This is a genomic window from Marinomonas sp. 5E14-1, assembly GCF_039939215.1.
In the GTDB taxonomy this organism is placed as follows: domain Bacteria; phylum Pseudomonadota; class Gammaproteobacteria; order Pseudomonadales; family Marinomonadaceae; genus Marinomonas.
Window position 1 is genome coordinate 69,247 of record NZ_JBDXMW010000001.1, and the last position, 25,320, is coordinate 94,566.

At 42.1% G+C, this 25,320-nt stretch carries 23 protein-coding genes; 10 read left to right on the plus strand and 13 right to left on the minus strand.

The genetic code is table 11. The features are described from left to right. Positions 1-4: 4 nt before the first annotated feature. Both ABFY09_RS00325 and ABFY09_RS00330 read right to left on the minus strand, forming a co-directional pair. A complete protein-coding gene (locus ABFY09_RS00325; protein ID WP_347982302.1) occupies positions 5-478 on the minus strand; it encodes a YHS domain-containing (seleno)protein in 474 nt (157 codons plus the stop codon). A gap of 200 nt (positions 479-678) precedes the next feature. Then, positions 679-1,566 carry a DMT family transporter gene (locus ABFY09_RS00330; protein ID WP_347982303.1) on the minus strand — a complete coding sequence of 296 codons (888 nt, stop codon included), beginning with the start codon at positions 1,564-1,566 and terminating at the stop codon, positions 679-681. Positions 1,567-1,706: 140 nt separating this feature from the next. Here ABFY09_RS00330 and ABFY09_RS00335 point away from each other — a divergent pair, with 140 nt between their 5' ends. The 3 genes from ABFY09_RS00335 (at position 1,707) to ABFY09_RS00345 (ending at position 5,660) form a co-directional block, all read left to right on the plus strand. After that, on the plus strand, positions 1,707-2,528 hold the full coding sequence (locus ABFY09_RS00335; protein WP_347982304.1) for an HAD-IIB family hydrolase: 822 nt from the start codon (positions 1,707-1,709) through the stop codon (positions 2,526-2,528). A 62-nt stretch (positions 2,529-2,590) separates the two neighbouring features. Continuing rightward, positions 2,591-3,817 carry a glycosyl transferase gene (locus tag ABFY09_RS00340; RefSeq protein WP_347982305.1) on the plus strand — a complete coding sequence of 409 codons (1,227 nt, stop codon included), beginning with the start codon at positions 2,591-2,593 and terminating at the stop codon, positions 3,815-3,817. 85 nt (positions 3,818-3,902) lie between these two features. Further along, positions 3,903-5,660, plus strand: a complete 1,758-nt coding sequence (locus ABFY09_RS00345) for an alpha-amylase family glycosyl hydrolase (RefSeq protein WP_347982306.1) — start codon at positions 3,903-3,905, stop codon at positions 5,658-5,660. 134 nt (positions 5,661-5,794) lie between these two features. On the opposite strand, the gene ABFY09_RS00350 is transcribed toward ABFY09_RS00345, so the two are convergent. Together ABFY09_RS00350 and ABFY09_RS00355 are read right to left on the minus strand one after the other, a co-directional pair. Further along, positions 5,795-6,124 (minus strand): SMR family transporter, encoded by a 330-nt coding sequence (locus tag ABFY09_RS00350; RefSeq protein ID WP_347982307.1) that lies wholly within the window; start codon positions 6,122-6,124, stop codon positions 5,795-5,797. 42 nt (positions 6,125-6,166) lie between these two features. Continuing rightward, a complete protein-coding gene (locus ABFY09_RS00355; protein WP_347982308.1) occupies positions 6,167-8,029 on the minus strand; it encodes an ABC transporter ATP-binding protein in 1,863 nt (620 codons plus the stop codon). A 284-nt stretch (positions 8,030-8,313) separates the two neighbouring features. Here ABFY09_RS00355 and ABFY09_RS00360 point away from each other — a divergent pair, with 284 nt between their 5' ends. From ABFY09_RS00360 to ABFY09_RS00375, 4 genes are all read left to right on the plus strand, one after another. After that, complete coding sequence (locus tag ABFY09_RS00360; RefSeq protein WP_347982309.1) at positions 8,314-9,507, plus strand: Bcr/CflA family multidrug efflux MFS transporter; 1,194 nt, start codon at positions 8,314-8,316, stop codon at positions 9,505-9,507. Positions 9,508-9,540: 33 nt separating this feature from the next. Continuing rightward, on the plus strand, positions 9,541-9,891 hold the full coding sequence (locus ABFY09_RS00365; RefSeq protein ID WP_317004482.1) for a HopJ type III effector protein: 351 nt from the start codon (positions 9,541-9,543) through the stop codon (positions 9,889-9,891). Positions 9,892-9,997: 106 nt separating this feature from the next. Further along, positions 9,998-10,819, plus strand: a complete 822-nt coding sequence (locus ABFY09_RS00370; protein ID WP_347982310.1) for an HAD family hydrolase — start codon at positions 9,998-10,000, stop codon at positions 10,817-10,819. A 139-nt stretch (positions 10,820-10,958) separates the two neighbouring features. Continuing rightward, positions 10,959-11,120, plus strand: coding sequence for a hypothetical protein (locus ABFY09_RS00375; RefSeq protein WP_317004484.1), 162 nt, complete (start codon positions 10,959-10,961; stop codon positions 11,118-11,120). 73 nt (positions 11,121-11,193) lie between these two features. Here ABFY09_RS00375 and ABFY09_RS00380 read toward each other — a convergent pair whose 3' ends face one another. Both ABFY09_RS00380 and ABFY09_RS00385 read right to left on the minus strand, forming a co-directional pair. Next, positions 11,194-12,690: a TyrR/PhhR family helix-turn-helix DNA-binding protein gene (locus tag ABFY09_RS00380; RefSeq protein WP_347982311.1), complete on the minus strand. Its 1,497-nt coding sequence runs from the start codon at positions 12,688-12,690 to the stop codon at positions 11,194-11,196. Between the two features lie 48 nt (positions 12,691-12,738). Continuing rightward, positions 12,739-13,938, minus strand: a complete 1,200-nt coding sequence (locus ABFY09_RS00385; RefSeq protein ID WP_347982312.1) for an ROK family protein — start codon at positions 13,936-13,938, stop codon at positions 12,739-12,741. Positions 13,939-14,126: 188 nt separating this feature from the next. On the opposite strand from ABFY09_RS00385, the gene ABFY09_RS00390 reads away from it, so the two are divergent. Beyond that, positions 14,127-15,308, plus strand: coding sequence for an AGE family epimerase/isomerase (locus tag ABFY09_RS00390; RefSeq protein ID WP_347982313.1), 1,182 nt, complete (start codon positions 14,127-14,129; stop codon positions 15,306-15,308). A 90-nt stretch (positions 15,309-15,398) separates the two neighbouring features. Further along, positions 15,399-16,352 carry a LysR family transcriptional regulator gene (locus tag ABFY09_RS00395; RefSeq protein ID WP_347982314.1) on the plus strand — a complete coding sequence of 318 codons (954 nt, stop codon included), beginning with the start codon at positions 15,399-15,401 and terminating at the stop codon, positions 16,350-16,352. A 109-nt stretch (positions 16,353-16,461) separates the two neighbouring features. On the opposite strand, the gene can is transcribed toward ABFY09_RS00395, so the two are convergent. The 5 genes from can to ABFY09_RS00420 all read right to left on the minus strand — a co-directional run bounded on the left by can (position 16,462) and on the right by ABFY09_RS00420 (position 21,367). After that, positions 16,462-17,094: a carbonate dehydratase gene (can, locus tag ABFY09_RS00400; RefSeq protein ID WP_347982315.1), complete on the minus strand. Its 633-nt coding sequence runs from the start codon at positions 17,092-17,094 to the stop codon at positions 16,462-16,464. A 3-nt stretch (positions 17,095-17,097) separates the two neighbouring features. After that, positions 17,098-17,943, minus strand: coding sequence for a putative RNA methyltransferase (locus ABFY09_RS00405; protein ID WP_347982316.1), 846 nt, complete (start codon positions 17,941-17,943; stop codon positions 17,098-17,100). A gap of 142 nt (positions 17,944-18,085) precedes the next feature. Beyond that, a complete protein-coding gene (locus ABFY09_RS00410) occupies positions 18,086-20,125 on the minus strand; it encodes an EAL domain-containing protein (RefSeq protein WP_347982317.1) in 2,040 nt (679 codons plus the stop codon). Between the two features lie 52 nt (positions 20,126-20,177). Next, positions 20,178-21,029 (minus strand): DUF1853 family protein, encoded by an 852-nt coding sequence (locus ABFY09_RS00415; protein ID WP_347982318.1) that lies wholly within the window; start codon positions 21,027-21,029, stop codon positions 20,178-20,180. Further along, positions 21,026-21,367 (minus strand): YqcC family protein, encoded by a 342-nt coding sequence (locus ABFY09_RS00420; RefSeq protein ID WP_347982319.1) that lies wholly within the window; start codon positions 21,365-21,367, stop codon positions 21,026-21,028. Before ABFY09_RS00420 ends, ABFY09_RS00415 begins: the two co-directional genes overlap by 4 nt. A gap of 99 nt (positions 21,368-21,466) precedes the next feature. On the opposite strand from ABFY09_RS00420, the gene ABFY09_RS00425 reads away from it, so the two are divergent. Beyond that, positions 21,467-22,537: a DUF3549 family protein gene (locus tag ABFY09_RS00425; protein ID WP_347982320.1), complete on the plus strand. Its 1,071-nt coding sequence runs from the start codon at positions 21,467-21,469 to the stop codon at positions 22,535-22,537. A gap of 108 nt (positions 22,538-22,645) precedes the next feature. Here the strand turns inward: ABFY09_RS00425 and ABFY09_RS00430 are convergent, their stop codons facing one another. Next, positions 22,646-22,897, minus strand: coding sequence for a formyltetrahydrofolate deformylase (locus tag ABFY09_RS00430; RefSeq protein WP_347982321.1), 252 nt, complete (start codon positions 22,895-22,897; stop codon positions 22,646-22,648). Between the two features lie 191 nt (positions 22,898-23,088). Continuing rightward, positions 23,089-25,263, minus strand: coding sequence for a bifunctional 23S rRNA (guanine(2069)-N(7))-methyltransferase RlmK/23S rRNA (guanine(2445)-N(2))-methyltransferase RlmL (gene rlmKL, locus ABFY09_RS00435; protein WP_347982322.1), 2,175 nt, complete (start codon positions 25,261-25,263; stop codon positions 23,089-23,091). Between the last annotated feature and the right edge of the window lie 57 nt (positions 25,264-25,320).

Genomic DNA, 25,320 nt, shown 5'->3' on the forward strand with positions numbered 1-25,320 from the left:
CATCTTAATTAAGAGAAGCTTGCCAAGCTCTATCCGCTTTCGCTTGGTAAGTTTTCCAATCGCCATTTAACCATCTTTGGCGTCCGCGTTCTGCAAAAAACAAATGCAGTTCTTCTCCGAAGAATTCCCAAACCTGACCGCTAGTAGGAATTAAGCCCTCGCCTAACGCCAATGCATTAGCACAAAAACCGTTGTAACGAGGAACGTATTTATCAGGATCGGCGGCAAATTTATCCGCCGATGTTTGGCTTTCAAAATGCCACTCTGCGCCGTTCCATATCACCACAAATTGCTCAGAGCCTTTTGTCACTGAGCTGCTACCTTCAACATCTTCACGATAATAATCTAATACATCGAGCCCACCGATGGCCGAGTTGCTCCAATATCCGGTACTCACTGGTTCATTCGCCATAGCAGAGCTAGATAGAATACACACTACAAAGGAAAACCATTGAATTAACATTCTACTTTTCACCATTCTTTCTCTTATTTTTGCCGAGTTTTATTAAGAGCGCTTATCTCTCTATAAAGTTCCTTTCATTTTATTTAGGCAGAAAAAAGCCAAACATAAGCTTGGCTTTTTGAGTTCATTTTAATGCCTTTTTAAGCATCCTGTTTTGATTCACAGGTTTGTCTATTTTGATGCAAGGAAGGTTTATCGCACCAAAACAAGGCAAATTAAGCTTTTTTCTTTTTCCCTAAGATGACCAATAAAACCCCACCTAATACACCTGCGGTTGCAATAATGAGATGCAAAGTAACAGCCTCACTGGCAAAAATAACGCCGCCAATCGTTGCGATAATTGGCACTAACAATTGCAAAACAGCTGCTAAAGAAGCACTAAGCGAAGGCAATACAGCGTACCAAAGTGCATAACCAACACCTGACATTAAAGCCCCTGAAACAATGGCGAATATTATCCCCTCTGAACTGCCGGTTGTTAAGCTGTAGCCTTCCAAAAAACCAATACATATCAAAGCAATAATTAGAATAGGTACAGTGCGTATGAAGTTGGATGCAGTCGCGAATAATGGCAGTGAAGAAATCTTTCCACGCCAAGTGTAAAGTCCCCAAGCAATGCCTGCGAATGTCATTAAGATAAAGCCAATCAATGAAGGCGAAGACAAGGTCGGAAAGACCAAATACACAAAGCTCGCAAAGGCAACAATTAAGCCGATCCACTCAAGGGATTTAAGCTTCTGCCCTGCCCAAACTGCCATCAGAATCAGTGTTAGTTGAACAGCACCAAAAAGTATCAGCGCACCAATCCCTGTCTCTAATGTGACGTAAGCGTAAGAGAAGCCAATCGCATAAATAAACAGCGAAAACGCAGATAACCAACTACCCTCTAACCACACCTTTTTTAGAGAGATGCTGTTTTGCTTCATGCTTTGCAAAACACAAAGCAATGCCAAGGTAATAGCACCGCTGACTAAGCGCCACATGGTGAAGTTAGCTGGGTCAATTAATCCGCCATCTAACGCTAATCGACAGAGTATAGAGTTGGCCGCAAAGGCTAATAAGGAGAGAGCAATTAAGACATATAACCGTAGTGAAGCTGTCATTTATTTGTTTAAAAGTTCAGTTAACCTGAACCAGTACCTTAGTTGGAGAAATTCGGCCAGTTTTAATCACTGGCACCAGTTTTGCAAGCCTAACAGTAACGCTGACCAGTTATTTTTGGTCACCTAAATATGGAATCTACATGACGAGTCTTCTAGTATTTTCGGATTTAGATGGTACTTTACTTGACCATCACACATACAGTTTTGTTCCCGCACAAACGGCATTACAGTCGTTAAAAACCTTTTCTATTCCTTGTGTTATCAATACCAGCAAGACATTTCATGAATTACTTTCTTTGCGAGAGGCGTTGGATCACCAAGATCCTTTCATCGTAGAGAACGGTTCTGCTGTTTATATTCCTAAGCATTTGTCCCTCTTTATCGATGAAGAATTAGAAGATTGTGGCGACTATTGGGTAAAAGCCTTTGGCCCCAAGCGCAGCACTTTGATTGAGCTAACAGACAGCCAGAAAGACAACTACACTTTCAAGCGTTTCAGCGATATTTCCTGCCAAGAGCTGATGACATTAACCGGCTTGAATGAAGAGAACGCCACATTAGCCATGCAACGAGAGTTCACTGAACCTATGGTCTGGACAGATTCAAATGTGGCATTAAACCAGTTAAGAGAATACCTAGCGCCTTTTGGTGTGCAAATTCAAAAAGGCGGTCGTTTCTCCCATTTAATGGGCAAACACTGCGATAAAGCCAATGCCATGCTTTGGCTAACCGATTTGTACGCCAGCCAAAGTGACGAGGAAATTACCACTATGGCGTTGGGCGACGGTGAAAATGACATTGGCATGTTAAGCGAAGCCGATATTCCGGTTGTTATACGCTCGCCAGTGCATGCGCCACCAGAAGTCCCTAATCGTATCGACGCTTGGTTGACCGATGGTTATGGACCAGAAGGTTGGGCGCAAGCCATAGATTTAGTATTAAGCAAACAAGGTATTATTTAGCTTTGTGGTTTTTAGATTTACTCAAACAAAAATTATTATTTGTATTTTATTAGGAGATTTTCATGGGCGATTTTCATCAGAACGGCATCATTACGACACTCCATAACTTGGCGAACCGCCCGTTAGAAGAAATGGAAAAAGAGCTGTGCGAGTTTGCAAAAACACGTCCTATGTCTCTTATTTTGCCTTGCCTGTATTCTGAACTAGAAACAGATGCAATGCCGAATATCATTAAGCATTTGCAACAGGTTCCTTACCTTTCTGAAATCATCATCGGCTTAGACAGAGCAACAGAAGAGCAATACCGCCATGCTCTAGAATTCTTTAGTGTGTTACCACAGAACTACAAGGTACTTTGGAATGATGGCCCTCGTTTAAGAGAAATCGACAGTGTTTTGAAAGGCGAGCACCTTTCGCCTTCCGATCCAGGTAAAGGTCGAAATGTTTGGTTCTGCATGGGCTACAACTTAGCGGCGGGTAAAGCAGAATCTATTGCCATGCACGACTGTGACATTGTGACTTATGACAGAGAATTACTCGCTCGACTCATTTATCCAGTAGCGAACCCAAATTTCAACTACGAGTTCAGTAAAGGCTTCTATGCTCGTGCTGCTAACGGCAAAATGAATGGCCGAGTGAGCCGTTTATTGGTTACACCTTTACTTCATTCCTTGAAAAAAGTATTCGGCCATCTAGACTATTTAGAATATCTAGATAGCTACAAATACCCGCTTGCTGGCGAGTTCTCCTTCCGCCGCGATGTTATGACAGATTTACGCATTCCAAGTGATTGGGGTTTAGAGATTGGCGTGCTAAGTGAAATGTACCGTAACTATTCACCAAATCGCTTGTGTCAGGTAGATATTGCAGATATTTACGACCACAAACACCAAGACTTATCCGCCGATAATGACGATGGTGGTTTGTCTAAAATGTCGATTGATATCACTAAAGCCATTTTCAGAAAATTGGCAACCAACGGCACGATCTTCAATCAAGAGACTTTCCGTACAATTAAAGCAACTTACTATCGTGTTGCTTTGGACTTTATCGAAACCTATCGAAATGATGCCGAAATCAACGGTCTAAAACTTGATGTTCACAGTGAAGAACAAGCTGTTGAATTGTTCGCCAGCAATATCATGAAAGCCGGCAACCAGTATTTAGAAAACCCTATGGAAACACCGTTTATCCCAAGCTGGAACCGCGTAGTCAGCGCATTCCCAGGTGTTATGTCTCAACTTGCTAAAGCGGTTGAACAAGACATGGCCGAATACGGTAAAAAATAATTCGCTTGTATCCGAAAAAGACTGCAGCCTTTTTCGGATACCTAAGTGTTGCTTCATCCACTTATTGAAAGACAGGTAAGTAACTATGGAAAATGTATCTCTGTCGCATCTAGAACAAAAGCTCATTGTTCATTTGCAGGTGCTTTACCCAAACTTGGACACGGCGGAGTTGGCGCGAAAATGCTTAGCTACCTTTCATCTTGATCCAAATACAGAGTCACCTCGCCCCCATAATAATATATGGGATCAATCCGATATCATGCTGATTACTTATGCTGACACCTTGCGATGCGAAGGTGAAGCACCACTTGAGACATTACACAAATTTGTAAAAAGCAAATTAGCCGACAGCATTTCTGCTGTGCATCTTTTGCCGTTTTTTCCGTACAGCTCAGATGATGGCTTTAGTGTGATGGATTACACCACGGTTAATCCGTCGAGCGGTAAATGGGATCACGTCGAGAATCTCGCCAAAGACTTCAAAGTCATGGGTGATTTGGTTATTAACCATTGCTCGAGCCGTAGTATGTGGTTTGAAAACTACAAGGCGGGCGTGCATCCGGGTGCAGATTTCTTTTATGAAGCTGACCCAAATTCTGATTTAAGTGCAGTGGTTCGTCCAAGAACATCACCGCTGCTACGAGAAGTACAAACCAAAAATGGGACAAAACACGTTTGGTGTACTTTCAGTCATGACCAAGTGGATTTGAACTTTGAAAACCCAGCAGTTTTATTAGAGTTCTTAGGCATTATCCGCTTATACCTTGAAAAAGGTATTCGCTGGTTCCGCCTTGATGCTGTGGCGTTCCTTTGGAAAATACCCGGCACGAGCAGTATTAACCTTCCTCAAACGCATGAAATGATTCGCTTATTGCGCTTGATGATTGAGCATTATGCACCTGAGTCTGTAATCATCACGGAAACCAATATTCCGAACCAAGAAAACTTAACTTACTTTGGTAACGCCAATGAAGCGCACTTAATCTATAACTTCTCTTTGCCACCATTGCTGATTAACAGTCTTGTCACGGGTAATTTCAGTCACTTAAAAAAGTGGTTAATGAGTATGCCGCCAGCACAACAAGGCACAACCTATTTGAACTTTTTGGCTTCTCACGATGGTATTGGTTTACGCCCGACAGAAGGCTTGTTGTCTGAATGGGAGCTGGAAACCTTGATCAACACAATGAAGCGTTTTGGGGGAAAACTCAGCGCTCGAACAACACCACAAGGTGAATCCAAGCCTTACGAGATAAACATCAGCCTTTGGAACGCTTTATCTGGCTCAGCTCAGCAAGGCCCAGACCAATGGCAGTTTGCGCGTTTCTTATGTGCCGCCGGTGTAATGATGGCATTAGAAGGTGTTCCAGCCTTTTACATTCACAGCTTGTTCGGCACAGAAAACGACTTAGAGCGAGTTGATAATACAGGACATTTTCGATCCATTAATCGACATATTTGGGACATGGGTGAATTGGATCATGCGCTAAATACACCGACTCACCATCAAAAGGTGTTCCAAAGTATTTCGCAGCTAACGAAAATTCGTCGTGCTCAACCTGCGTTCCACCCGAATGCAACCCAATACGTTTTGCATATGGGTGACAATCTGTTCGCGTTTTGGAGGCAGAGCATAGACAGACGACAAAGCCTATTTGCGGTTTATAACATGACGGATCAGCCTCAGAGCTTTAACTTGTCTGAGCTAAACTTGATTGCCACAGACGAATGGACAGACCTAGTTTCTGATGCTGTGTACGAAGATCACTTAGGCAAGATTATCCTAATGCCTTACCAATTCGTATGGTTGGCGAATAAAAAAGGCAAAATCAAAACGAGTTAGTTTTACTTTGATCAAACCATAAAAAACGCGACTCACTGAGTCGCATTTTTTACTTTTCTTTTCATTTCTGTTTTTCTTTCATTCTCATTCATAGGTCAGTAATGCATAACAAATAAGCCTTTCTTAAATACGAGTTAATGACTCACCGTTTTAGAAAATACGTTAATGATCACCACACCAGCCACAATCAGAGAAATGCCAACACAGGCTGCGGCATCAAGCTTTTCATTGGTAAACAAATAGCCAAAGATAGAGATTAAAACTACCCCTAAACCAGACCAAATTGCGTAAGTCACACCTGTTGGCAAAGTACGCATCACGATACTTAACAGGTAAAAAGACACCGCATAACCCATCACCAAAATAATACTTGGCCCTAGCTTAGTAAAAGAGTCCGACGCTTTTAATGCTGTGGTCGCGACCACTTCAGCCAAGATAGCTAAAAACAAAAGCAGGTAAATCATAGTGCTTCTCCTAAACAGTGCAATGCGTATGAGTAACGCTCTTTACTGTGCCATATCGTCTTTTTCTAACTCAACATCTTCCGCTAAAAAACCGCCAGTTTGATGTGCCCACAAAGAAGCATAAATGCCTTTACCTCGAATCAACTCTTCATGGCTGCCCTGCTCAACGATCACACCTTTATCTAACACGACTAAGCGATCCATTGCGGCAATGGTAGAAAGTCGATGTGCAATCGCGATTACAGTTTTACCTTGCATGAGTTTGTACAAGCTGTCTTGAATTGCCGATTCTACTTCTGAATCCAAAGCGGACGTAGCTTCGTCCAGAACCAGTAAAGGTGCGTCTTTTAATAGTACTCGAGCAATGGCAATCCGCTGACGCTGTCCGCCAGACAATTTGATCCCGCGCTCACCCACCATAGCATCGTAGCCAGAATTACCGTATGGGTCAGTCAATGTTTGAATAAACTCATGGGCTTCGGCTTTTTTCGCGGCGGCAACCATCTCTTCTTCTGTCGCTTCTGGGCGACCGTAAAGTAAGTTCTCTCGCACCGTTCTATGCAGCAAAGACGTGTCTTGTGTCACCATGCCAATTTTAGATCGCAATGACGCTTGCTGAACTTGGCTAATATCTTGCCCATCAATTTTAATTTGCCCAGACTCAATATCATAAAAGCGCATCAACAAGTTCACTATGGTGGATTTTCCGGCACCAGAACGACCAACAAGCCCGACTTTTTCTCCCGCTTTGATCGACAAAACAAGATTCTCGATTACTTTTCTGTCCTGCTTTCCATAATGGAAATTCACCGCTTCGTAATCAATTGAACCATTAGAAACCACTAATTCTGGCGCATCGGCTTTGTCTTCAATTTCAATCGGGCGAGACAGTGTTTTCATACCGTCGTTTACCATGCCGATATTTTCAAACAAGGCGCTGACTTCCCACATAATCCATTGAGACATACCGTTCATTCGTAGCGCTAAACTCACAGCAATGGCAATGGCACCAACGCTGATAACACTGTCCGTCCACAACCAAATAGACAGTGCCGCAATGGAAAAAGTTAAAAGGTAATTACAACCCTGCACACCAACATTCAGCATGGTAACAAGACGCATTTGTCGATAAACGGTTTGCAAAAAGCCATCCATGCCTTCTTTTGCGTATTCAGCTTCACGTTGATGATGGGAAAAAAGCTTCACCGTAGACACATTGCTGTAGCTGTCTACCACTCGCCCTGTCATTGTCGAGCGCGCATCAGCCTGTTCTGCTGAAATCTTCTTAAGCTTAGGAATAAAATAAAACTGCAAAGAAATATACAACACAAGCCACGCGAGCATTGGCAACATGAGTCGGTAATCGGCGTTAGCGATTAAAACCACCATAGAAACAAAGTACACGGCAATGTACATCAATACATCCAGTAACTTCATCACGGTTTCACGCACTGCAAGAGATGTTTGCATCACCTTAGTGGAAATACGCCCTGCAAATTCATCCTGAAAGAAGGACATACTTTGGCGCAAAATATAATGGTGCGATAACCAACGAATTCGCATAGGGTAATTGCCCAGCAAAGTTTGATGGATAATCGCAGAATGTACAAAGGTTACCAATGGCATCACGACCAACACCATCAATGACATTAGTAATAAATGCATACCCTCTTCAGCAAAAAATGTACCTGGATCTTTGTTTACTAGCCAATCCACCAGCTTTCCCATGAAGCTAAACAAGGTTACTTCTAAAATCGCCATGGTAGCGGTTAAAAGAGACATAAGGATGAGTGGAATTTCAACGCCTTTCGAATAGTAACGACAAAATGCGAACAGTGTTTTAGGCGCCTGCACTGCTTCCACTTCAGGATAAGCCTGCACCCACTTTTCGAAAAAACGTAACATAAAATTCCTTATCAAATTTGAAGAGTGGCTCTAACTTTTAAGAGCAGAATGAATTATAAATCCACCGCAGGGCATTTAATACGTTTTTGCGGTTTCGTAGGCATAAACCCTACCTAAAAATAAGTGCGAAATTGAAACACGTTAGTAAATTGAAAACCAGACAATATAAAAACAGGCTCTATTTCCTGTACGCTTTACTTACTGTTTGTATAATTAAATCAGCCAAGAAAAGCAAAAAGATATTATAATTCGTGCCTATTTATTCACTCAACGTAAGCGATTATATGAAACTGACTCTGCCGATCATTCTAGTACTTGGGTTGCTTGCGGGATTGACTCCTATGGCAATCGACGCATACCTTCCTAGTATTCCGACGATTTCACAAGATTTGGATACCAATATCGATTTAGTACAAATGACGGTCAGCATGTATTTGCTGGTTTTCGCTTTTTTGCAAATCCTCTTTGGACCAATTTCAGACGCTATTGGCCGTCGAAAAGTCGTGGTGGGAGGCCTAAGTATTTACGCAATCGGCAGTATAATCTGCGCCTTGTCACAGAATTACGAAATGCTCTTAGTCGGTCGAGCGGTTCAAGCGCTTGGCGGCGCAGCGGTTGCTGTTTGTGTTCCTGCCTTGGTTAAGGATGGACTCTCCATTAACCAATTCGCCAAAGCCATGTCGATGGTTATGCTGGTAATGGCATTGGCGCCTTTGGCCGCACCGATTATTGGTGGTGCGATTTTAACCGTATTGAGCTGGCACTATATTTTCGGCTTTCTGTGCATTTTATCACTCATTGGAATGACGCTGTTTTTATTAACCATTCCAGAAACACTGCCAGTAGAAAAACGCACACCTTTTTCTTTTTCTAATGCCATAGGTAATTATGGAAGATTATTAAGTAATCGTACTGTTTTGGGTTACCTTGCCGCTTCTGCTTTTTTCTTCGGCGGGATGATGAGTTTTATTACCGGATCTTCTTTTGTTTATATTGAGCTTTATGGTGTAGACCCAGCACATTTTGGTTTCTTCGTTGGCTTGAACGTTATTACCATGATGTCGGCATCTACCATAAACAGCCGTTTCGTAGAAAAATTGGGCACAGAGTTTTTATCGAAATACGCCATTATTGTGGTGTTATCTTCGTCCATTGCGATGATCATTTTGACCTTCTTCAAACATCCACCTTTGGCTCTTATCATCATTTCGAGCATGCTGTTTATGGGGCCAATGGGAATTCTAGGAAGTGGCTTCATGGCAGGTGCACTAAGACACGCTGGCAATCATAATGGCAGTGTTACAGCGTTGGCTGGTACGTCACGTTTCGCCTTTGGTGCCCTTGGCGGTGCTGTGGTGAGTCTGCTGCACAATGGTACTTTTATCCCAATGCTTGCTACTATGGCGAGCTGCGGCATTATCTCATTCGTTATTTTTAAAGTTACAACTCGGTATGCCGCGCCGACAGACACAGTATAATTAGAAAAATTTACTCAGTTTTATGGAGCTTGAATGTTAAATACTCAAACGCTAATCGAAAAAATCAAACAATCACCTGATCAGGTTCAATTCAAAGAAGTCATTGGAGTAATCGAACAAGAATACGATTTCACACCAACTTCATTTGTAAATGGTGAGCAAAACAATGCCATCAATGAAAACAATGGCTCTTGTAAGATTTTTTCTTTTGCTGCTATTCACCAATTAGCAGAAGCAGACACATTGCATTTGTTCGGTGATTTCTACCGTGTTGATGTACTTCAAAATCCAGAAGGCAGTGACCATCAAAACATCCGTCAATTCATTCAAAATGGCTGGAGCGGCATTACTTTCAACGCAATTGCCCTAACACCAAAAAGCTAACAAAGTTGACCGCAGCAATGAACTTGCTACGGTCTTTTCATGATGAATAATTGAGTTCAGCACCTAAAAAAGCCATAGTTTCGAACACTTAATATATGAGGTGGTTATGGAATTAGTCGCATTTGATTTAGATGGTACGCTACTGAATCGGCACCAACGTCTTTCTGAATACACAATAGACACTCTTGAGCGTTTAAAGTCTGCTGGCATCTTTTACACTGTCGCGACAGGACGAACTCACCTTGCCGCCATGCCTTGTATCCAAGGTCATGATTTTCCTCATTGGCAGATTTTTAAAAATGGCGTGGAATGGTGGAATCCTTCACAAAGCCAATATCGCCACCGCAACTTATTATCTCAAGGTCACATCACAGATTTGCTGTCTTCTTTTGAAGAACACCAAGTCACACCTTTTATCTTTTGTTTAGAAGATGACGGCTCACATCGTGTTTATCATGCGCCTTTAAATGGCCACATGAGTGATCACATTGCCAATGAGCTTGGTAATCATAAAAGCATGAGCCTTCACCCTTTAACGGAATTATCCAGCGAAGCGAAAATCACCAATATCAGCGCTATGGGCAGCCCGACGCTCATCAATCATATTGTTGAAGCAAGTAACAAACACGATCACTTAACGGCTTATTCTGGTGGTGGCATCTATAATCCAGACGCTTACTGGCTAGACATACATCACAGCAATGTCTGTAAAGGCTCGGCTTTAATGGAACTTAAAGAAGAAATTGGTGCCGAACGATTAACGGTGTTTGGCGACGGCGATAATGATTTGTCTATGTTCTCCGTTTCCAATGAAGCCTTTGCGACAGAGAATGCTCACAACCACATCAAAGATGCGGCGACCGATGTCATCGATCATCACGATAAAGATGGTGTAGCAAAGCTTTTAAGAAAAAGATACGACTTGTGACCGTTTTTTAGAAAACGTTTGTGAAGGGTTGATTTTTAAACAATCCCCTACATTAACTAAAAGACAACATAATGGACTATACTAAATCATCAAAATGAAACATGATGGTAAACAAGAATAATTAGTTTGGAGAAATGCCATGTTTGAATTTTTACTTTTCGTAGCGGCTTGTGCCGTGATTGCTTTCTTGGCAAAGAACATTCAAAAAAGCGTAGCTCAGCCAAAATCAAAGCTGCAACCGATCAAAATTGAGCGTGAAGAAGTTCGTCGCCCGACGCCCCGTCATAGACGCCCATACTAATTCCCTTCTATTCCATTAGTCTCTTTTTAAGATGAATAGAAAAATAGCCGCATTGGAAAGCTTTCCGATGCGGCTATTTTGTTCCTATCCCATATTCTTTTAGCTTGTTTGCAATGGTGCTGTGACTCATTCCCACCGCTTTGGCCAAACGTCTGGAACTAGGAAACTCTGGGTACAATCGTCTTAATAATTCAGCTTCCCAATGCTTCACCGTTTGATCCAATGAGTTGTTGATCAAACTCAAATTCGACATCAAATCCATTTCAGGCAGAGCCACATCTTCAGCCTGCCAGTTTTTTCCTTTCATCGTCAAAAAGGTTTGCAAGCAACGGTTTTGCAATTCTTTTAGGTTGCCCGGCCAGTCATATAAAGCTAACTTCGTCATGGCTTCTTTGGAAATATTCGGCACGGTGACTTTGTGTCTTTCCGCTAACGCCAATACCAATTGTTGTACCAAACCTTCTATGTCTTCCTTGCGTTCCCGTAACGGCGGCATGGTTAACACCAAAGTGGCGAGAGAGAAATACAAAGCCTTATTCAGCACCTTGCTTCCAAGCAACTCCTGCTCGCTAAGCGACGACAAACTGATCACTCTTAATCTTTTATCAAAACTGATGCCAGCGCCCTGCTGACGATTTAACCAAGCCATCAGCGCCGCTTGAGCTGTGTTGTCCAAATGCTCAATATCCTCTAAAACCAGCCAGCCTGAAACACCCTCTAATGCTGATATATCTTCTTGATTTAAGCTGTTGGCGGGGCGAATAATTAATTGCGCGTCTGGGTCAGCTTGATGCTTTTGCCAATATTGAAATAAGGCTTCTACAAAGTGTCGCTTTCCAGAGCCCATTTCGCCCATGACAAATAAAGGTTCATTGCCGCTACTAAAGGCTTCTGCTTTCGCTAGGGTTTCTTGCATAGCAAAGCTTTTTACAACAGAAGGTTGGAAATAGGCTTCCAAAAGGTTTTCAGCATTTGGAGCTTGTTTTAAACGCGCGGCTTGTTTGTCCAAGCGCAATTCTGATTTCAAATAAATCACACTTCCGGCGAGGTTTTCAGTGCCTTCTTCGTCGGAGACAAAGATCGGCTTCATTTCCAATAAAAAAGTCTTATTACGAATACGAATACGCTTACTAATGCTTTGTTGCTTTCCTAACACGTCTTTTGAAAGGCTGACGCCTTTCAACACCTGCGACAACGGTTGATATAAACACTCCACCACTGTGACATTTAAGTCTTCGGCAGCTTGTTCCGTCATCATGGTAATTCGACCTTTTAGATCAATAGAAATCACACCATCCGGTAAAGATTCCAGCAAAAGGTGAAGAGAATGATGCTCTCTTTCAAATGGCGTGAACATGACGGTCTTGACGTCTTCTACACTGTCTAATCGACGAATTTCTGCCAAAAGGGTTTGTAGCTGAGAAAAGGGAATATCAGAGAAACCACAGTAAATACAACGCTGCTTGGTGTCCACTTCAATCAAGCGAATATCAATTTCATGCGGCACAAAAAGATCTAGAATCTCGCGTATCATGCCAATTCTGTCTTCACACTGTATTTCTAATCTCATGTAGATTGCTTGCCTCTATAGGTAATTGTCATTGGTTAAGGTAAAGCATTATTTTTCTTTAGCATTCACCAATAATATATCCTTTTGCGGCGCAAACATCTCATAAAGCGGTAATACCGCAGCACCTAAAACCCCTGCACTGTAACTGGTTTGCGCCACTCGAATGACTGGCAGAGGCAACAGACTATGGGATTTTTGCGTTTCTTCAATATGACGAATAAGAGAAACCAAGACAGGTTCTGGCAAACGTCCACCGATCAAAATCGCTTCTGGATCATACAAGGCAATAACAGACGCCAAAGCAGGCTGAACTTCCAATGCCACTTCTTGCGACCATTGTTCAGTCAGACGAGCAACAGGAGCTGTAAGCCAGACTTCTCCTGTCTCAGGCCAATCCTGAAGATGCTCTGCAAAAAAACGTTTTAATGAAGACAAAGACAAGGCTTCCAAAATCCACTTACCATGTTTGCCTGTTGCTGCTGAAATCAAGCCAAAGCTGCCCGCTTTGCCAGTTGCGCCTGCGTAACATTCACCATTTGCAACAAAGCTACCACCGCACGCCGTACTCACAAAAAGATAAAAGAAATGCTGCGGTGAATCCGGGCTTAATAAGAGTTCGCTGGTGGCGGCTGCGCCGGAATCCAATTCCACAAAACAGGTTAATCCTGTCACTTCAGCTAACCACGCTTCAAAAGCATCCGATTGCCAATAGGCCAATGCAACTTTCAGACTAATTAAATCCGCTCTTTGATGAGAATCCGTTACCAATGTATCAAGCCAAGCATCCATATAATCTGGTCTTGCCAAGCCAATTCCCTGGACCTTACTCCAATCTGCTCCTAAAGTGATCTTCACTTCTTCGATTAAGTCTTGAGCAATGTCTTTCGCTAGCGCCTCTGTTGGAAAAGAAACCGAGCGTTCCAACAGCAAAACACAAGCGCCACTGAAATCTAGCAGTGCAGCACTAATGTGGTCACGGTCAACATTGATACCCAACCCATAAGCGCCCTTTTCATTGACACTTAACTTAATAGAAGGCTGCCCTCGACGACCTTTCACCTTACCCGTTACATTCAGCAGTTGCCTCTCAAGTAAAGAAGAAGTGATTACAGAAATCGTCTGAGCGCTCAACCCCGTACGTTCGGCAATGCTGACACGAGAAATTTCAGGGTACTGCCTTACTAGGTGAAGAATGATTCGTTCATTGTAGATGCGACTTTGCTCAGAGGTACTGCCGGATGATTTCATATAATTTACTCTAGTTTTCGTGCCTGTAAATTAATCAATTAGATTTAATAAATCTAATTGATTAAAAACTATAACCTCATTAGTATGAAATAACGATCAAAAAAGTATTAATAAAAATAACAAGGCTCACCTCATTTTCCATGCAAAAGCAGAAAACGAAGGAAACGCCAAAACTAAAGGATTGCATCATGTCAGACTTCCAGTCTCCTGAGTTTTTAAAACGTCACATTCAAACAACGATGGATTTTTATCATCCACATTGTCTCGATCCAAACGGCGGCTACTTTCAGTTCTTCAAAGACAATGGCGATATTTACGACACAGACACACGCCATTTGGTCAGCAGCACACGTTTTGTTTTCAACTATGCCAAAGCCTATGAAGCAGAAGGAAAACCAGAATATTTAGAAGCAACTAGACATGGTTTGAACTACTTGAGAACTCGACATCGTCGAGACAACGGCGGCTATGTTTGGCTTCTCAATAAAGACCAAAATATTGATGAGACCAACCATTGTTATGGCTTGGCTTTTGTTCTTCTTGTTTACGCCACAGCCTGTAAAGCAGGTGCCGAAGAGGCAAAACCTTGGATCAAAGAAACCTTTGATTTAATGGAGCAACACTTCTGGGACTCAGGGTTTAGTCTCTATAAGGATGAGATTTCTAGCGATTGGCAACAAACCTCCACCTATCGCGGCCAGAATGCCAATATGCACACCTGTGAAGCTCTTCTTGCTGCCTACGATGCCACACAAGAAACCTATTATTTAGAGCGTGCAAAGTTATTGGCAAAGCATATTTGCCTTCGCCAAGCAGAACTCGCGAATGGTGAAATTTGGGAGCATTACACCGAAACTTGGCAGGTTGATTGGGACTATAATAAACAGGATCCAAAGCATTTATTCAGACCTTGGGGATTTCAATCTGGTCATCAGACTGAATGGGCAAAGTTATTACTATTGATTCATCAAAGATCACCTCAAGACTGGCTGATACCAAAAGCAAAAGCACTCTTTGATCATGCTTGGACAAAAGCGTGGGACAAACGACACGGCGGCCTTTGCTACGGTTACGACATCAAGGGAAAAGTTTGCGACGGCGATAAATACTTCTGGGTTCAAGCGGAATCTTTCGCCGCTGCAGCCTTATTAGCAGAGGCCACTCAAGAGGAAGAATACTGGGATAAATACAACGCATTATGGGATTACAGTTGGTCGCACATGGTAGATCATCAATACGGCGCTTGGTTTCGAATCCTGACTCAAGACAACAAAGCTTTCGATGATAATAAAAGCCCGGCGGGTAAAACCGATTATCACACCATGGGAGCTTGCTATGAGGTGATCAGCTTGCTCACCAAGTTACGCTAAACTATTACGGAATTTAGGAGCATCATTCTATTTGTATGCGAAATACAGTATGATGCAGCCCCTACGGTTAGTGGATGAGCCCTTTCATATATGCAGTTAGATAAAATAGATCTTAATTTACTTCGTTATTTAGATTCCTTATTGAGAGAGCAAAACGTTACCCATGCAGCCAATCAGCTTGGCATCACACAACCTGCCATGAGTAACGGATTACGACGTTTAAGAGATTTATTTCATGACCCTTTGTTGGTAAGAACCAGCGATGGCATGATGCCAACGGCACTGGCCATTCAACTGCAACCTCGCGTACGAAGCATTCTTCAATCAGTCGATGAAGTATTGCATTTAGGGCAAAGCTTCGAAGCCGAGTCCAGCTCTCGTGTTTTCCGCATTATGGCGAGTGATTACGCAGAAGCAACCTTAATTCCCCCTTTGATGGAAAAACTGCAAGAAGAAGCACCAAATGTCATTCTAGATGTGATGAATCCAAGTGATGTTAGCTTTCACGATGTAGAAAAAGGCAAAGTGGATTTGGTCATTAACCGCTTTGAAACACTGCCTCAGTCTTTCCACCAAAAATCCGTCTGGGTTGACCATTTCTCTTGCTTAGTGCCAGCTAATTCCGATATCGCCCAAGACTTTAGTCTAGAAACCTACCTTGCTTCTCCTCATGTCTGGGTGAGTAAAACAGGCTTCGGTGTGGGTGTTGGCATTCAACCAGAAGAAGTGCAAAAGCTTGGTTGGGTAGATGGTTCCTTGGCAGATTTAGGGTTCAAACGTAATATCCGTTTGTTTACTCGTAACTATAATGTCGCCATGCGAGCAACAGAGCAGTTAGGTTTAATCGCGACTTTGCCATCACTGGCAACACGCTTAATGAAAGACAACGAAAATGTTGTCGTGCTACCGCCACCATTTGAGATTCCGCCAGTAGAATTAAAAATGCTTTGGAGTCCTTTACTACAACATGATCCGGGACATATTTGGATTCGCTCCACTATTGCTGGTTGTGCAAGAACCATTGCAGAGAACAATAATTTATAAAATCCGTTCTTACCTTTAGGTACTTCAAAAACTTTCAATCAAAGAATAAAAAAGAACGAGCACTTAGCTCGTTCTTTTTTATTCTTTATTAAGAGATACGTCATCTAAATTACATATTATTCAGTTGTGCCCTTGATTCTCCAGCACTAGAAACCGTCACTTCTAAATCTTTAATGTGACCATTTCCTAAGCTGTAACACCAACCATGTATATGAAGCTCTTGGCCAATGCGCCATGCGTTTTGAACAATACTACTTTGACAAACGTTCGCAACTTGCTCCACTACGTTTAATTCACACATACGATCGAAGCGAGCATGCTCATCTTCGATGCTGTCAATTTCTTGCTTATGCAGGCGATACACATCTTTAATGTGACGTAGCCAGTTATCTATCATGCCATGTTCTTCTGTTCCCATTGCGGCTTTGATACCACCACAGCCATAATGACCAACCACCATAATGTGCTTCACTTTTAACACATCAACAGCAAATTGAATCACGGACAAACAATTCAAGTCTGTGTGAACAACAACATTGGCGATATTGCGGTGCACAAAAACTTCACCCGGTAATAGATCAACAATTTGGTTTGCTGGAACACGGCTATCAGCACAACCAATCCAGAGGTATTCAGGCATTTGTTGCTTTGACAAAGTTTCAAAAAATGCAGGGTCTTCTTCCGTAACTTTGGCCGCCCATTCCCTGTTTTTATCGAACAATTCCGTCAACTTATTGGACATAACCTACTCCGGCAGTTTTTTACGATACCAACGGAGTTTTATATCCGCAGTTAAATTAATAGACTCAAGCTTTTTCACCGCCTCTTTTCCATCATAAGACGCTTTATGGATATGAGGTGTCATACTTAATAGATCTTGAATTGCAGCTTGAGAACTCAATGTAAATTCAAAGTTTCTCGCCTCTTCAGACACAAGTTCAAACCCATTAACACCTTCGCTGTGAGTTGGTTTGTGCTCATGAATGGAGGGATACAATATCTGACGCAGTTCAATCAAATGATTGGCACCAGACTCAACCAGAAGCAATAAACCGGAATCAGTCAATGCTCTTGAAAACTCATTAAAGATAGGAAAACCAAACAAGCATAAAATAGCGTCAAATCGTTCGGCTGGCGTCGGCAAACTTGCATTACTGCCAACTAACCAGCTGATGCTTTTATTTCGTTTGCTGGCCGCGGTTATCGCCCATTTTGAAATATCCAAACCAGTTAGTTCGGCTTCAATTTGTTGTGCCAGCAAGAGCTTATTTATTTCATTCAGGTAATAACCTTCACCACAGCCAGCATCTAATATTCTGACACCACTGGCTAAATGCTCTTTTGGCCAAGTGTCTAAGACAGCTTCTACAATCGGATAATAAAAATCTTGGTTCAAAAAGGCTTGGCGAGCCGCCACCATAGCTTTGCTGTCGCCTGGGTCTTTAGAACGTTTATTTTGTACAGGTAGAAGATTCACATAGCCAGTTTTGGCTAAATCATAAGTGTGTCCGTTGTCACACTTTAGACTGTTACCATCACAACTGAGTGACAGCGAGTCTATCGGACAAGAAAGATTTTCAAGCGTTCTCACGAGGCATCCATTTTTTGTTAATTGACGTTCTCACAATGCGGCACTTTTAAAAAGCACACTGAACACCAAATGTTGAGAGTATAAAGAAGCGAGCTACTCTTCGCTATGAAAACAAAGTCTAAAAGTCATAAATAAACGTGATTTACGCTAAGACAGCACAAGCATTATTTATACTATTGCTTTGCATATACGCCAAAAAATCCACACTGTCTAACGGCTTAGAGAACAAGTAGCCTTGCACTTCTAAACAATCATAATGATTGAGTTTGTCCACTTGAGAACGGTTTTCTACGCCTTCCGCAATGATTTTCAAATTCAAACTGTTTGCCATGGCAATGGTCGCTTTCACAATCGCATCATTGTCATGGTTAATACCCAAATCATTAATGAATGATCTGTCTATTTTAAGGGTTTGAATTGGGAACTTCTTCAAATAAGCGAGTGAAGAATAGCCAGTACCAAAATCATCAATAGAGAGTGTTAAACCCAGTTCACGGAAGCCATGTAGCTTTTCAATAGACTGCTGTGCGTCTGTCATCAGCATGCTTTCAGTCAGCTCAAGTTCTAGGTATTCAGGATCAACGCCTGCCTCTTCCAACACACGCTTAACCATTTCCACCAAGTCTGCCTGCATAAACTGACGCCCCGATAAATTCACCGAAAGCTTAATGGGAGGATGACCAGACTCACGCCATTCTTGTAGCTGACGACACGCTCTTCGAATCACCCACTCCCCTAACGGAAGAATCAAACCACTCTCTTCTGCCAAAGGAATAAATTTATCTGGGCTGATCATACCTAATTCTGGATGCACCCAACGAATAAGCGCTTCTGCACCCACAACAGTTTCATCTGGAAGGCGGATTTTAGGTTGGTAATGAAGTACAAACTCTTCTTCCTCAATGGCTTTTCGCAAGCCACTACCTAAGGTCAAATGAGCATTGATATTTTCAGCCATGAGACCTTCATAAATACAATACATGTTGTGACCCATTGCCTTTGCTCGATACATAGCAGCGTCGGCATTTTTTAACAAGTTATCAATATCGTCAGCGTGGCTTGGATAACTTGCAATGCCAATACTAGCCGTAATCATCATTTCCATATCGGCCACAAGGTAGGTATTACTGGCGCTCTGCTTGATGTTATTAGCAATGTTTTCTAATTCTTGTGTGTTGTTCGTCATCTCTAAAACAACAACAAATTCGTCACCACCTAATCGATACAAACAAGCTGTTGGCGGTATACTACCTTTAATACGTTCAGCAACCCTCTGAACCAGCTCATCACCAACACGATGGCCAAAGTTATCATTAATTACCTTGAAGCCATCTAAATCTAGATATAAAAGACCAAATTCTCGCTGCCGCTTTTTTGCATTAGCTAAGGCACTTTCTAGCTGCTGATAAAGTAGGTTTCGGTTAGGTAATTGAGTCAAAATATCGTAGTTTTTTAAACGATAAAGCTCGACTTCGTGATCTCTTTTTTCTTGGATATCGCGAACCAACAAATAAACGTGACCGTTTTCTGCATTGTGGGTCACTTCAATCTGATGCCAACGAACCCCATATTTCGTAGACAATCGAATTTCTTGGGAAATATTTTCTTGCTTTTCGATTCGACGAACAAAGCTGTTCGCTGCACTGGATACCGCGAATAAGTCACGAATGCCCGATAGATCACCAAATAGCTGAGAAAAGCATTCACTTGAGCCTATGTACTGACCGCTTTTATCAAACACACCAAAGGACAAGGTTTTAAACTGGGACAACAAGCCAACGTGGCTACTCAATTTTGAAGGAAGCAAGCCAGAAATGTGATGTTTTTCAGAAACATCTGAAGCAAGAGATGAAACACAAGGACGAGCTTCTACGGAAAGCCCTTTGCGGCTTTTTCCGATTGAAATAACAGAACCTGTTACTTGGTAGTGAGAACCATCTTTGGCGATGAACGGCCATTTAAAGGGTAATTCAGCCCCTTCTTCGAGCTCTCTTAAGTGAATCGCAAGGCGGTTCTGCAAAGCGTCATAAATGACTCGTCGGCCAGATTTTATATCGTCCAAAGAATCAGCTAACAAGGCTTCTGCCGCTTCGTTAAACCAAGGAATAGTCGCGTTTTCTATGTCTATAATCCAAGCAGCCAACGGCATCTTAGATTGAAGTAAAATTGATAAGTCGGTCATTTATATAAAATACTGCCAATTAAGATCTTAACATTAGATCCTGTTTAACCTCTTACCATGAGTCAGGAACAACAAACACACTTCGCTTTATGTCCTTTCCTACTTCCCATAAAAGTATATGTTGAGGGCGCTCATCCTGTAGGAAACGACCTACAAGATTGTAGGCAGATTGTAGAGAAAATAAAGTAAAATTCTCATTTATATTTGAAAAAGCCATCCAATGTGGCTTCTTTAATATAAGAAAGTGGGAAAAGTACGACATTAGCAGTATGAATTCCGAAGCACGAATCCAGCCACCTCTACCTTGCTCAAGCCATCGCTCAATGTCGTCGTTATCTTTTAACCCATAATACAATCGACCGAAGACCAATAAACTTGAGTTTATTTTTCGATTATTTGCGATTTTATTGATAACCGACAAGCCTTCGGGTGTTTCAAGGATAGATAACTGGTGCTCTCGCGCCCGAGTCACCTTCTTTAATAAGCTGTCATTTTTGTTTGGACCAATCCAAGAATGTGGTGCAAGATCAGACCGCTCTAAGTAAAACTTAATCGTTATTTCAAACTGATGAAGCTGACCGCAAGATGTTTCCACCAACATATCCACTTCTCCCAATGTGCCACTCTCTCCCTGAACCTGAAAATGCTCCAACACAACTGCGAGAGAAGACAAATGCTTGATGGCATAAGAAAACAAGGTCTCAAAATAACTGCCCAGAAAATGAGATTTGCAAGCATTCACTGCATTGATTAAATCGTCAGGGTTACGGTCTAATTCAATCAACCTTAATGACACATCATCTAACCAATAAGGTTCAAGGTCGAAATCCTTCTCAATGTAATGACCTTCCACCAGCCAAGCAAGATCTCTCACAAAAGGATGATGGAGCTCAGAAATTATCATGAAGAGCTACTTAGATGCTGGTCGATAAGGTCTAAACAACGAACCAAAATCGCGACACTTTCTTGAGGTTTATCTTTAAAAGCCTCTTCAGCCATTGGTGAAATATGACAGCGAGTCGGTAATACTTCGCCAGTTTCTAACAAGACTCTAAAGCGCTCAATCATCACAAATTTAAGCCATTGCTCGAACGACATTGTGTCTATACAAAATGGCTCTTGGCTCTGTAAGGCTTGTGGCGTTGGTATCTCACAATCCCAAACACCAGTGGTTTGCATCGCCATTTGCAGGTCGATTAGCAAATCAGCCAATGTGTGATGGGCAGAAAAAGCCTTTTTCAACCTGATTTCTCCCTAGAAAAACGGTAAGATGTGTGATCTTTTTTCACTGATTAACGGCGTTTTTATGCTCTTATCAGCAACTTGAGTCTATATTTTATCATGAACAAAATTGAATCTCTTTCTGACTTATTTGATATGGTCGGATGTGACGTTACCTATTACGACCTTGGACGAAACATCACAAAAATCACGCCTCAGCAAGCCACCCAATTCGACCGAAAGCAGCAAGTTTACCCTTTTCCATTTCGCCAACACGCTTGGCTCGCTTGCCTTTTAAAAGCCAAAGACAGCAATAAGAAAAATGCCATTGATGAAAGTGTGATTTGGTTTCTAAAGTTGCCACTGGATGAAGCAGGCTGTTTGAATTTAGGAACCCGCGACCACTTCATAAAAAGCATTGTCGATAAAATTCTTCACAAAGGTGAAGAAGCAGGCTTGTCTGAAGCTTTGGAAGATAACCCTTATGTCTTTAAACCAGACCAAGAGCGTATGGCGAGCCTCCACGCCATTTTAGGAAAAGATTTAAAAACCGATCCATCCCATTATTTCCATGCTGTCGTTGAATACCTTTCTTCCGATCAAATAGAAGAAAATGACCAATGGCAGACGCTTGGACTTCAAGGTATTGCCGAACTCGCAGCAAGGACCAACGAAACACAATACGAAGCACTGATTGATAACGCGATAAAACGTGCCGTTCCTCAAGTCGTGAGTGCACTTTGTCACGCGTTAGAACATCAAACTCTACCTGCAAGACTAAAAACTGAAATCATTGCTCAATTGCAAACAGAACAAGACCCGTTAATTCAAGCCAGCTACCTTCGTGCATTATCCAGATCCCGGTTGGATGACATACTTCTCTTGCCTTTATTCGGCTTACTTGGCAGTTTAACCGAATGCAACGATGGCGACATCCACACCATTGCGGCATTGGCTGCGAAATGCCCGAACTGGCTGAGCCAAAACCCTCAACTGCTTAGAATCATCATGGAAAAGCTGGCTCACAGAGAAGATGGTTACATTGCCTTCAAACAAGTGGCAGCAGAACTAAGCCAACACCCAGAAACCAAACAACCTCTTTGGGCTTTATTACGCGGTAACCACATCAGCCCTAAACTCGCTCAAGCGGTGAGTTATTTGTTCACAGAAACACCAAAGTCGTTGCATTAGTACTGATTTAACGACTACATAGGCAACATAAAAAAACCATTAGATTGCAAAGAAAAATAATGGGGCAAAGTAGCCTCAGCTAACATTATAACAACACCAGAAACACAGTTAATGATGAACTGGTTTCACGCCTTCGCGCAGTTTTTTACGATGAGCTACAAATTCTTGAGTAAGCTTGTAATTGCCTTGTTCGGTGCAAAGCGCACCTCTATCAATAAGAGCATCTAATGTTTTCGGCAATACTTTCTGCCGACGCCTCCCTTTAACAAAGTAAAATTGCTCACCTAACTGGATAAGTTCAAAACCTGATTCTAGATAGCCAACACATAAATTTTGAGTTGGCGTTAATTTGAGTTTCATAATTTCCCTCACTTTGCCGTCTCTTACTTAAATTATTTTATTAACTATAGTCTCTTTTTCTCACAAGATAGAGTTTGCACACCCAAGATTACAAAAAGATAAAAAAAGGAGGCGGTTTACAAACTGCCTCCTTTTTCATGACACATCCAAGAAGATGCGATGGCTATTTAAATATATGATATCACTAAGTTTTAAGCAGTAGGCTTATGCTTAATGATGTAACACTGGTGGATTTTACCATTACGATCAAAGTCAGGGTCTAACGTTTCACGAGTGATGTTTTTCACTTCAAACTCTTCTTCTAAGTCTGCATCCAGCACAAAACGACGGTAGTTATTAGAGAAAATCAGCTCCCCTTCTTGCTCTAATCTTGCCATTGCCAGGCGAACTAATTCCCCATGATCACGCTGAATATCTAAGACATCCGCCATTTTCTTCGAATTAGAAAACGTCGGAGGATCCATAAAGATCAAATCAAACTCATCACGGCTTTGTTTAAGCCATTCAATGCAATCTGCTCGCTCAACTTGATGGTAAAGCTCAGAGAACTCATTCAATTCTATATTACGACGAGCCCATTCGGTATAAGTGTTCGACATATCAACACTTAAAGAACTTCGTGCACCACCTTGTCCAGCATGAACAGAAGCACTTGCGGTATAGCAGAAGAGATTCAAGAAACGCTTACCATCTGATTTATCTTGAATCATTTTACGTACAGGTCGGTGATCCAAAAATAAGCCTGTGTCCAAATAGTCCTTCAAGTTTACGATGAAATCACAACCGTATTCTTCGACAATCATTTCATGTTTGGATTGATCAAGCTTTTCATATTGTTCTTTACCTGACTGTCTTTGGCGCTGCTTCAAAACCACTTGAGACTCTGAGATATTCAACGCTGTTGGAATGGCTGACATAACTTCAAACAAACGCTGCTTAGCTTTTTCTGGATCAACACTTTTCGGCGCTTGATACTCTTGAACGTGAGCCCAATCACTGTAAACATCAATCGCAACAGCGTATTCCGGCATGTCTGCATCATAAACGCGATAACATTGGATCTTGTTTTTCTCGACCCACTTTTTCATTTTCTTGGCATTTTTCTGCAAGCGATTAGCAAACATTTGAGCACCAGGCGTCATCACGGATTGCGCGACAACGTCTTCTTTAATACTGCCTTGCAACAATGGGAAAATATAAGCTCGACACTCAATACCACCGTTAATAACACGAGTACTTTTTTCTGGTCGAACCGGAATTTGACGTGCCAAATGATCATTACTAGTTAGCATCATAAATTGCCAACCGCGCACATGGCTGACAACCCATTCGCCCAATTGGCGATACAAGGCGATCAATGCCATTTCGTCGCCAATACGCTCACCGTAGGGCGGGTTACAAATCACTAACCCCGGTTTCTCTTGGTTAATATCAAACTCATGCTCTTGAAAAGGCGTCATGGACACATCGATGATTCCGACCATGCCTGCACGTTTAATGCTTTCGCGGGAAGCGGCAATCGCTCGTTGATCTCGATCCGTACCTTGAAAGCGCAAACCCAGTTCGTCTGCATTTCTTTTACGATTTTTGGCAAAATCCATTAACTGCTGCCACATACGGTGATCATGCTGCTTCCAGCCTTTAAACCCCCAGTAATGACGACCTAAACCTGGAGCGATATCCAACGACATCATGGCCGCTTCTACTAAGAAAGTACCAGAACCACACATAGGGTCAATCAGCTGAGTTAAGCCACAATCTTTTCCCCAGCCTGCGCGTAACAATAAACCAGCCGCTAAGTTTTCTTTCAACGGCGCCATGCTACCCTGCTGACGATAGCCACGGCGATGCATACTTTCGCCGGACAAATCAATGCTCACAGTGACCACTTCACGCTTAATCCGCAAAGCGATACGCACGTCTGGCTGATTCTTTTCAACGCTTGGGCGTTCTCCAGATAAGGCAACAAAATAATCTGCAATCGCATCTTTGGCACGAACAGCACCAAATTGAGTATTACGAATGTGATGGTTGGTACCGTGACAATCAATCGCAATCGTGTTGGTTGCTGACATATGATCAGACCAAGGAATGGCTTTTATTGCGTTGTATAAGTCATCGGCAGAATCAATTTTAAAGTTCGCGATCGGCAACATGACTCGAGTGGCTACACGCGACCAAAGACATGCCTTGTACATACCTTCTAAATCAGTCGTCAGCTTAACTTGCCCCTCACCAAAACGAGTGTTCGTTAAACCTTCGCTGTGGAGCTCTTTTTCTAAGACATTCTCCAATCCTAAAGGGCAGGTTATTTCTAATGCGTAAACCTGATTTTCAGAATCAGTTGTCTGTAATATTGTGCTCATTTTTAAATTACTTTTTTAAATTCAATGAATATTCAACAAATAAAGAAGGCGAGATCA